We start from the raw sequence: 9,695 nt of genomic DNA on the forward strand, positions 1-9,695 counted from the left end.
GTTTACAGGCGGTAGAATTTTCATCCAGCATAATCCGGTTTCAGGGTGAAACCGGCAAGTAAACTGACAAATTGGAAGCTTATGAGTTCAGCAAAACCCGAACGCGAATATTTTCTCGACTCCATTCGAGCGTACTTAATGTTATTAGGCGTGCCCTTTCACGTCTCGTTGATTTACTCCACACAGCGCTGGGCCGTGAATAGCCACGATGCCTCGATGTGGTTAACCGTTTTGAATGACTTCATCCACGCCTTTCGCATGCAGGTGTTCTTTGTTATTTCTGGTTATTTTTCCTACATGCTTTACCTGCGCTATCAGCCTCAACGCTGGCTGAAGGTCCGCATGGAGCGCGTGGGGATCCCGCTGTTAACCGCCATTCCGCTCATTACCCTGCCGCAGTTTTTTATGCTAAAAAATCTGACCGACAAAGTGGGTAATTGGGACAGCTTTTCTCTGTATGACAAGTACAACACGCTGGCGTGGGAACTGATTTCTCATCTGTGGTTTTTACTGGTTTTAGTGATTCTGACGGCACTCGGCATGCTGACCTTCCGCTGGCTGCGCACTCAGCAGCGGAAGATTGATTATCAGCAGGTAGGCTGGGGGAAACTGACGCTGGCATTGATGGCTTATGCATTGGTCTGGTGCCTGTTCCGCCGCGCGCTGTTCTATGCCGTACCGGCCGTGTTCGCCGATGGTCTGTTCAGCGTGGCCGTGATGCAAACCCTGACGTTCCTGCCGTTCTTTATGCTGGGCGCATTAGCATGGAAACATCAGGCGCTCAAAGCCTTGTTTGTGCGTTTTAATCCGGTGATGTGTTTTGGCGCCATTGCGGTATTTATCGCTTACAGCCTGAATCAGCGATACAGCAGCGGCGATGGCTGGCTGTATGAAATTGATGAAGTGATCTCAACCCTGATGGGACTTTGTATGCTGAATGTCTGCTTCAGCTTTGGCCACAAGCTGCTGAACAGCCATTCACCTCGTATCATGTATTTAGTGAATGCCTCGCTGTTTATCTATCTGGTGCACCATCCGCTGACGATTATGTATGGCATTTACGTTACCCCGCACATTAGCAGCAACACCCTGGGTTTCTTTGTCGGTCTGCTGATGGTGTTTGGGATGGCCTTTCTGCTGTATGAAATCCATCTGCGCATCCCGCTGCTGCGTTTCCTGTTCTCCGGTAAACCACAGCGCAATACGGTTAAAGCGCCCTCCGCCACACGGTAATCTGCATTAGCCCCTGCAATGCGGGGGCGATTATTGTCCGGTGCGCCAGGATGTCTTTGTCATTTACAACAACCACTCCACCGGTAAGCGCCACACCAATCGCACCAGCAGTCGTTGTATCCACGTACACTGCGGCTCATGCTTGTGCACCACCTCACCGGCTTCACCGGCATACTCAACCCAGTTCACCCGCCCCCAGTTGTCCAGACGCAGTGTCCAGGCGCGATCGCGCATCCCGGCTATAAAGCGCTGATGGGTTTGCTGCGCCAGGGCTTCACTCTCAATCACCAGTCCCATTTCGGTATTCAGCACCGCAGAGCGGGGATCAAAATTAAACGAGCCGATAAACACCTTTCGGTTATCGACGGTGAAGGTTTTCGCATGCAAGCTTGAGCCGGAATTACCGGTTAACCCACGGTCATGCGGGGCTTCACTGGCATTAGCTTGTGGCTTCATTTCATACAGCGCAATTCCATGACGCAGCAGCTTTTTACGCCAGCGTGCATAACCTGCGTGCACCACGGACACATCATTGGCCGCCAGTGAATTGGTGAGTATGGCGATTTTGACACCCCGCCGCTTCAGTGCGACCAGATGAGCCACGCCGGCACGCGTGGGCACAAAATACGCCGAGATGATATCGAACTGCTGCTGCGGCGTGCCAATCACCTCCAGCATGCGTTGCGGCAACAGACTGGAACGTTTTGCTTTGCCCAGTCCCTTGCGCGGATCGTCACTCAACAGACGCGATTCGGCCCACGTCATCTGCATTGATCCCTGTTCCATTTGGCTGACAAAAGAAGAGTGCTCCAGCCGCGCCAGATAACGCTGAACGGCTTCACTCTGCTGCCACTCTGCCGGTAAACGCACGGCCTGATGGGCATCGCCCGAGACATCCACCACCGCGCGCAAGGGTGAAACCGCTTTGCTCTGCCAATAGCGCTCGAAATCGTGCGCGACCTGATGTACCACCGGGCCAATCGCCAGCACATCCAAATCGGTAAACAGCGGCTCATCGCCAGTACCGAAATATTCGTCACCGATATTGCGCCCACCGACCAGTGTCACGGCCCCATCCACCGTCAGGCTCTTGTTATGCATGCGTCGATTAAGTCGGGCGAAATCGGTCAGGTAGCCGAGCGCGCGTAGGGTGCGAAAGGAAAACGGATTGAACAAGCGCACCGCAATGTTCGGATGGCGATCCAGTTCGGCCAGCGTGTCATCCAGGCCCGGCGTATTGTTGTCATCTAATAGCAAGCGCACTTTGACGCCCCGTTCGGCAGCATCCAGTAGCGCGCTAAACAGCAAACGCCCTGACATATCGTTGTGCCAGATGTAGTACTGCACATCAATGGTGTGCTGCGCCATGCCCATCAACAGATAGCGCGCGGCAAAGGCGTCCAAACCATCGTTGAGGGGATGGATGCCACTCATCTCGGGATGCAGCGCACAACGTGCATCAACAATCTCTCGTAACCCTTCGCCCGATGGCGGCTGCTGAACGGATGCTGCTTCACTCATACCGAATCCCTGAATTCACTGGATCTATTATTGTTGGTCTTGCTCGCGGCGGATGGCAATCAGAGACATCTGCTACTGCTCGCTGACGCGCCTTTAATTTACAGTCTAGACTTAGGCTTGCGTTCTGCCCCCGACGTTTACCGTGAGGAGAGGATGATGACTCAACAATCCCCGCGCCATCACCCGCAGCTTTTCCGCAGTTTCTTCCAGGGTAGCTTCCCCTGCTCCACCGCCTGTCGCAGTGGTGGCCGTCGTATGGATATGGTGATCAGTAGTGGTCACGACATGTTACTGGAGAAAGATTACGCTGCACTGGCGCAGGAAGGATTACACACTGCCCGCGACGGTGCACGCTGGCATTTGATCGAAGCCACGCCTGACAAATACGACTGGCGCAGTTTTTTACCCATGGTTCATGCCGCCGCACGCCATGATATGCAGATTATCTGGGAGCTGGCGCATTTTGGATACCCGGAACATCTCGATATCTGGCGCAGCGCCTTTGTCGATCATTTTGAGCGTTTCGCACGTGCCATGGCACAACTGATGCGTGATGAAGGCGTTGAACACCCTTTTTTCACCCCGATAAACCAAATCTCGTTCTGGTCATGGGCAGGAGCCGATGTTTCCTGGCTTGATCCCTATGCCAGCGAGCGTGGCCGCGAACTTAAACGCCAGCTGGTACGCGCCTCGCTGGCGGCGATGCAGGCGATTCGTGAAGTTTATCCTGACGCGCGCTTTGTGCTCACCGATCCGCTGGTACAAATCGCCGCCGATCACGACAATCCCGACAGCAAGCCCTATGCAGATGCACAGCATCAGTCCCAATTTGAAGCCTGGGACTGGATTGCCGGGCGCGATGCGCCGGAGCTGGGCGGACGTGAAGATTTCCTCGATATCCTCGGCCTGAATTACTATCCCGATAACCACTGGTTCTTTTCCGGCGATACCATCCCAGCTGAACACGCGACTTATCAACCGCTGCATCGCCTGATGCTGCAGTGCTGGCAGCGCTATCAACGTCCACTGTTACTGGCAGAGACCGGTGCGGAAGGTGACGCACGCGCTCCCTGGCTGCGGCATGTCACGGAAGAGGCGCTTTTAGCACTGGATGAAGGGGTGGCGCTGGAAGGGATTTCGCTTTATCCGGTAGTCGAATATCCGGCCTGGGCCGACGATCGACGTTCACCTGGCGCGCTGTTTGGCCTGGGCGATCCGAATGGCAATCGCACGCTGCACGAAGCGCTGGCGCTAGAGCTGCGCAGTCAGCAAATTAAGTGGCACAACCGGGAGCAGCAGGATTAAGAATTTTGCGTCGGATGAACTTTTGGCGGACAGGTTTGTACATCAAGTGTGGGATCGGCGGGATGGCGCACATCAGTTAGCCACGTCATAGTAAACAGAAACACCACGCCAATTAAACAGGCGGAGAGCAGGCCAATTATGGCGATCAGTTTGTCATCTCGGGCTTCCATCGACATCTCCTTGCAGGCTTCCATGAACTGTTGCTGACCTTAGCTCATCCATAATGTCACCATCAGGACGAAGATTATAAGGGTAACAGAGGTCACTGCAAGTACCACAATAGCGAAGTGCGCATCATCCAGAGATTGTCGTAAAGGCTCGTCGTGATCGTCAGGTGGCGCGGGTGAACTCATGTTGACTCAATAACAAAGGACTTTTATGCGCAGGATTGCCGCACTGAGTGTAATGGAATGCGTGGCAAGGTACAGAAATATTTCAGTATAAAAGGACAACAGGGACGCGATGGCGTCCCTGTTAAGCGCGGATTAGAAATCGTAGCTCATGGAGACTTTCAAGGTGCGAGGATCGCCCTGCACCAGGTAGGTGCCGGTACCATCAACGTTGGCCCAGTATTTCTCATTGGTCACGTTATCCACACCAACGCGCCAGACCAGATCGTTCTGGCTAACCTTCATGCGGTAACGCACACCCAGATCGAGCGTTGTATAGCTATCCAGCTTCAACGTATTGGCTGAGTTGGCATACTGCGATCCGGAGTGGTTCAGCATGGCTGTGGCAGTCAGACCATCAACCGGCTTGATGTCGTACTCCGCGCCCAACACATAGTTGTAACGAGGCACACCGATAGCCTGTTTGCCATCATAAGTGCCGCCGGAGGTTTTGGTCATCACTGGATCGATCCAGGTTGCACTGGCATTCAAGCGCAGACCGAGAACCGGCTCACCAAACACATTGGCTTCCAGCCCACGGTGACGCTGCTCGCCATCCATCACATAGGCACCTTCGCTATTTAACAGGCCTGATGGTTTCTTAATTTCAAACAGACCTAACGATCCACCCACGCGACCAAAGTCGGTTTTGACACCGATTTCGTTTTGCTTAGAGTGAGCAACACCGGTCACGCTGCCGTAGTTCGTCGCGGTGTTAGGTGCCACGCTACCTGGCTGCAAGGCTTCAGTATGGTTGGCGTAGAAGGAAACTTCTTTCCATGGTTTATAAACCACGCCATACGTTGGCATCCAGCGATCGTTGGTATAACGAGAGCTGACATCTTCCGCGCCTGTTCCGTAAGCATAATTACGCACTACCACTTTCTGATGGCGCGCACCCACGGTGAACAGCAGCGTATCGTCAAATACGCCTAACGTGTCGCTCAGCAGGTAACCTTGCGTACGTGTGCGTGCCGTAGTCAGCGGATCTGAGAATTTACCACCGGCGAAGGTCGCTGCCGGCTCTGCAACATCGCCGCTGTTGTAAATGTTGAACGGTGTACCGACCAGCGACATGTTGTAGGCGTTTTTGGCATTGGTAGTTAACGCCGAATAGCCCACATTGACCTTATGACTGACGAAACCGGTGTGGAAATCACCGCGCAGACCCACCATACCGCTCATGTTGTCCTGAATACGGTTGGAGTAGAAACTGCTGATAGTGCCATCACCATTGGTGTCGGTAACCGTTGGCGAACCATAGTTTCCGGTTTCGTGGGCGTGCTGTGCACCCAGTCCGGCATAGGCCGTCCAGCTATCGGTAATATCGTATTCCGCTTTCGCCATTCCGAATTCGGATTCCATATCACTGTACACCCATTTCTGGCTGTAGTTATGCGAATTGGAGGGAACTTCTGGAATGAAGTCGCCGAATTTCACGCCTTGCAGCGCATCATGATAAGTCTTTTTCTGATAGCCCACGTCCAGCGAGGTGCGCAGACGATCGCCACGATAATCCAGGCCCAATGATGCTGCCGTGGTGCGTTTCTTTTCGCCATCGACGCCAGTTTCACCTTCGCGATGGACCGCATTGAAACGTACGCCAAACTGGTTGTTATCACCGAAACGACGACCCACGTCCAGCGTTCCGCCGACCTGAGAAGAAGAAGTGTAATCCACGCCAACTCGGGTGATCGGCGTATCTTCCGCGTGTTTCGGTTCGAGGTTAATCATGCCACCGACGCCAGATGACGCCGCGCCGTTCACCAGGCTGTTAGCGCCTTTGAAAATTTCGACGCGATCAATCAGGGACGCATCCATCACCTGACGCGGCACCACCCCTGCCAGACCACCGTATGTCATATCATCGCCATCCAACTCGAAGCCACGGATGCGATACGCCTCGGCAAAGTTACCGTAGCCTTTGACATTCTGAACGCCAGCGTCATTACGCACGACGTCAGCGATGGTTTTCGCCTGCTGATCCTGAATCATTTTTGAGGTGAAGCCGATGACGTTAAACGGCACGTCCATGGCATTCTGCTCACCCAGCATGCCGAGGCGGCCGCCGTGGGCAATTTGCCCGTCGAGGTATGCGGGCACTAAATCATTGCCGCCGGATTTGAAATCAGCTTGTGGCGTCGCGGTCACGGTCAGCGTCTGCTGTTCGTTTTTGGCCGCGGTTGAAGACGTTGTGGTGTTGGTGGTAGCAGCCATCACTGGCAAACAACCGGCACTGACCAGAACAGCAAGCAGCGTCGGTTTCAGTCCGGGATTGAAAGGCGAAGTACGCATGGATATCCCCTGATACGAAATATATTGATAATCATTTTTATTACGGTTTGCGATTATGCGGAGAGCGAATGCGAAAGCAAGCAAAATCGCTGAACTTTCTTCATCACACGTGGTCAGGTACGCCAGATCGTTAAGAAATCGCAAAGATTGCGGCTTTTATAAGCAATAGCCTGCATTTTCACGCATATTCCGTGGGGATTTGAGACCGGTAAAAATCAGAGGCCAGCGGCTTTATGACAATCGCCGCTGGCTCAAGGAGGGGGTTAAGCGTCGCGCCAGCGTTTAAACACCAGCGAGGTGTTGATACCACCGAAGGCAAAGTTGTTGGATTGAATATAATCGGTATCAATTGAGCGTGATTCGCCCATGATATAGTCAAGATCGCCGCACTCTGCTGCGGGCTGTGTCAGATTCAGCGTGGGCGCAAACCACCCTTCTCGCATCATCTCAATGCTCATCCAGGCTTCCAACGCGCCGCAAGCACCGAGCGTGTGACCAAAGTAACTTTTCAGCGATGAAATCGGCGTGCCATCGCCAAAAATTGCCGCCGTCGCCTGACTTTCAGCGATATCGCCCCGGTCCGTCGCCGTGCCATGGGCATTGATATAGCCAATCTGCTCCGGCGTGACGCCCGCCGTTTTCAGCGCGCGTTCGATGCAAATCTGCATGGTTTCACGTTGCGGCTGGGTAATATGTGCCGCATCACAGTTGGTGTGGAACCCTACCAGTTCAGCGTAAATGGTGGCGCCGCGTGCCTGGGCATGCTCCAGTGATTCGAGGATCAATGTTCCCGCACCCTCGCCAATCACCAACCCATCGCGCTGTTGATCAAAAGGTGACGGCGATGAATGCGGTGCATCGTTGCGTTGACTGGTGGCAAACAGCGTGTCAAACACCGCCGCTTCGGAAGGACACAGTTCTTCCGCACCGCCTGCCACCATCACGGTTTGATATCCATGGCGGATCGCTTCCCACGCATAGCCAATCGCCTGGCTGCCCGAGGTGCAGGCGCTGGAAGTCGGGATCACCCGGCCGCGCAGGCCAAAGAACAGCCCGGCGTTCACCGCCGTGGTATGCGGCATCATCTGCACATAGGTGGTGCCGGTAATGTTATTGGTGTGCTTTTCCGTCAGCATGGTGGCAAATTCACTGACCGGGCCGGTGCTGCCAGTCGATGAACCATAGGCAATGCCGGTTTCACCGCTGGTCAGCACCGGGTGATCGATCAACCCGGCCTGTTCCAGCGCCAGCTCGGTGGCGCGCGTTGCCATTAACGAAACACGCCCCATGGAACGAATGCGTTTACGCGTGTAGTGCGCAGGCAGTTCGAAATTATCTACCGGGGCACCAAGCAAGGTGTGCAATCCGTCGTAAATTTGCCATTCCGGCATTTTCCGCACCGCGTTTTGCCCCTGCTTGATGCGTGCGGCCACCGCGGGCCAGTTTTCGCCAAAGGCGGTGACGCCACCCATGCCCGTAACCACGACTCGCTGCATCACAGCATACCTCCGTTGATTGAAATCACCTGACGCGTAACGTAGCCCGCAATATCCGACAGCAAATAGCTGGCGAGTCCGGCAACTTCCTCAGCCGCCCCCATGCGCTTCATAGGAATGATCTTTAGCGCTTCGTCGATCACCATCGGCTCCAGACCCGTCATGCCGGTGTCGATCAAACCTGGCGCGATACAGTTCACGGTGATTTTGCGTTTTGCTAACTCGATTGCCAGCGCTTTGGTGGCACCAATAATCCCCGCTTTGGCTGCGCTGTAATTCACCTGGCCGCGATTGCCCATGATACCGGACACCGAGGATAAGGTGACGATTCGGCCGCCTTGACGCAGACCAATCATCGGCATCACACAGGGATGAATCACGTTGTAGAAGCTGTCGAGGTTGGTGTGGATCACGCTGTCCCACTCATCTTCGGTCAGGGCTGGGAAAGCGCCGTCACGCGTGATACCGGCATTGTTCACTACGCCGTAATAGGCGCCGTGTTCGGCGATATCGTTTTCAATTGCGGTGCGCGTGGCCTCGCGATCGGCCACGTCAAACTGCAGAGTGCGCCCCACTCCGCCCGCATCCGTGATGTCCGCCAGCGTCTGTTGTGCACCCGCTGCATCACGGTAGTAATGCACCACCACGTTGAAACCATCCTGCGCCAGGCGAAGCGCAATGGCGCGGCCAATTCCTTTACTGGCACCGGTCACTAATACGCTGCGCGTCATGGCTGCATCCCTTGTTGTAATTGATTAAGTTCCTGTTCATCCGGCTGATAGGTATTCAGCCGACCGCTGGCAAGGACCGCATCCTGACTGCGGATCTCGCCTTCGAAGCTACCGAGCTTGTCATCACGCATCAGCAGATGCATCTCCACCCGCAGCGTGCTGTCTGCGGCAAAGGTGGCAGCAGCGGCACGATAGCCGCGTCCACCCAGTAACATGCCGGGGCGGATATCCCGATCGCCGCGCTGTCGGGCATGAAAGCCTGACCAGACGCCAACGGTCTGCGCCATGATCTCGACGCCAAACCACGCGGGCAGTTCGCCCTGCGCATTAAGAAACGGAGCGAGTACGCCCTGGTGGTTGATGGTCACTTCACACACCACCCGCTCGTTGCTGACCTGAATCACGCGATCCAGCAGCAGCATCGGTGCACGGTGCGGCAAATAGTCGCCCACCGGCAGAAAATCAGTCATGAGGCTTTCCTACAATCAGGCAGGTGTTGTTCCCGCCAAAAGCAAAAGAGTTTGAGGCGATGATGGGACGCGCCAGCGGCTGTGGCAAAGTCAGCAGTCCGCAAACCGGCAGCGTGCTATCCAGGGTAGTGGCGCTAAAATCCTGCGCCGGTAACGCCAGATTCTGCTGCACGATAAGTGCCGCCAGCGCCGCCTCGGTCGCACCCGCCGCACCGAGCGTATGGCCCGTTAGGTGCTTAGTGGAACTACAGGGCA

The 9,695-nt window shown here is 54.9% G+C and carries 8 protein-coding genes and 1 pseudogene; 2 read left to right on the forward strand and 7 right to left on the reverse strand.

Going from position 1 to position 9,695, the window contains the following annotated elements; translation table 11 throughout:
• Positions 1–81 precede the first annotated feature (81 nt).
• Positions 82–1,233, forward strand: coding sequence for a glucans biosynthesis protein MdoC (gene mdoC, locus VH86_RS12875; protein WP_045833076.1), 1,152 nt, complete (start codon positions 82–84; stop codon positions 1,231–1,233).
• Positions 1,234–1,296: 63 nt separating this feature from the next.
• Here mdoC and VH86_RS12880 read toward each other — a convergent pair whose 3' ends face one another.
• Positions 1,297–2,754: a phosphatidylserine/phosphatidylglycerophosphate/cardiolipin synthase family protein gene (locus VH86_RS12880; RefSeq protein ID WP_045816203.1), complete on the reverse strand. Its 1,458-nt coding sequence runs from the start codon at positions 2,752–2,754 to the stop codon at positions 1,297–1,299.
• A 156-nt stretch (positions 2,755–2,910) separates the two neighbouring features.
• On the opposite strand from VH86_RS12880, the gene VH86_RS12885 reads away from it, so the two are divergent.
• A complete protein-coding gene (locus VH86_RS12885; protein ID WP_045833077.1) occupies positions 2,911–4,059 on the forward strand; it encodes a beta-glucosidase in 1,149 nt (382 codons plus the stop codon).
• Here VH86_RS12885 and VH86_RS25900 read toward each other — a convergent pair.
• The 6 genes and pseudogenes from VH86_RS25900 to VH86_RS12910 form a co-directional block, all read right to left on the reverse strand.
• Positions 4,056–4,229: a hypothetical protein gene (locus VH86_RS25900; RefSeq protein ID WP_197079606.1), complete on the reverse strand. Its 174-nt coding sequence runs from the start codon at positions 4,227–4,229 to the stop codon at positions 4,056–4,058. The genes VH86_RS12885 and VH86_RS25900 overlap by 4 nt on opposite strands.
• 315 nt (positions 4,230–4,544) lie before the next feature.
• Positions 4,545–6,743: a TonB-dependent siderophore receptor gene (locus tag VH86_RS12890; RefSeq protein ID WP_045833078.1), complete on the reverse strand. Its 2,199-nt coding sequence runs from the start codon at positions 6,741–6,743 to the stop codon at positions 4,545–4,547.
• 263 nt (positions 6,744–7,006) lie between these two features.
• Positions 7,007–8,239 (reverse strand): beta-ketoacyl-ACP synthase, encoded by a 1,233-nt coding sequence (locus VH86_RS12895; RefSeq protein ID WP_045833079.1) that lies wholly within the window; start codon positions 8,237–8,239, stop codon positions 7,007–7,009.
• Positions 8,239–8,970, reverse strand: a complete 732-nt coding sequence (locus tag VH86_RS12900; protein WP_045833080.1) for a 3-ketoacyl-ACP reductase FabG2 — start codon at positions 8,968–8,970, stop codon at positions 8,239–8,241. Before VH86_RS12900 ends, VH86_RS12895 begins: the two co-directional genes overlap by 1 nt.
• Positions 8,967–9,440, reverse strand: coding sequence for a hotdog family protein (locus tag VH86_RS12905; RefSeq protein ID WP_045833081.1), 474 nt, complete (start codon positions 9,438–9,440; stop codon positions 8,967–8,969). The genes VH86_RS12900 and VH86_RS12905 overlap by 4 nt, the downstream gene beginning before the upstream one ends.
• Positions 9,433–9,695 (reverse strand): annotated as a pseudogene (locus VH86_RS12910) (beta-ketoacyl-ACP synthase); the annotation flags it as partial. The gene VH86_RS12905 and the pseudogene VH86_RS12910, both read right to left, overlap by 8 nt.

It is taken from the genome of Pantoea sp. BL1, assembly GCF_000963985.1.
Classification (GTDB): Bacteria; Pseudomonadota; Gammaproteobacteria; order Enterobacterales; family Enterobacteriaceae; genus Pantoea; species Pantoea rwandensis_B.

Bases quoted from the DNA above. Each gene is read 5' to 3' on its own strand.
- mdoC (WP_045833076.1), top strand. From the start codon at position 82: ATGAGTTCAGCAAAACCCGAACGCGAATATTTTCTCGACTCCATTCGA.
- VH86_RS12880 (WP_045816203.1), bottom strand. From the start codon at position 2,754: ATGAGTGAAGCAGCATCCGTTCAGCAGCCGCCATCGGGCGAAGGGTTA.
- VH86_RS12885 (WP_045833077.1), top strand. From the start codon at position 2,911: ATGACTCAACAATCCCCGCGCCATCACCCGCAGCTTTTCCGCAGTTTC.
- VH86_RS25900 (WP_197079606.1), bottom strand. From the start codon at position 4,229: ATGGAAGCCCGAGATGACAAACTGATCGCCATAATTGGCCTGCTCTCC.
- VH86_RS12890 (WP_045833078.1), bottom strand. From the start codon at position 6,743: ATGCGTACTTCGCCTTTCAATCCCGGACTGAAACCGACGCTGCTTGCT.
- VH86_RS12895 (WP_045833079.1), bottom strand. From the start codon at position 8,239: ATGCAGCGAGTCGTGGTTACGGGCATGGGTGGCGTCACCGCCTTTGGC.
- VH86_RS12900 (WP_045833080.1), bottom strand. From the start codon at position 8,970: ATGACGCGCAGCGTATTAGTGACCGGTGCCAGTAAAGGAATTGGCCGC.
- VH86_RS12905 (WP_045833081.1), bottom strand. From the start codon at position 9,440: ATGACTGATTTTCTGCCGGTGGGCGACTATTTGCCGCACCGTGCACCG.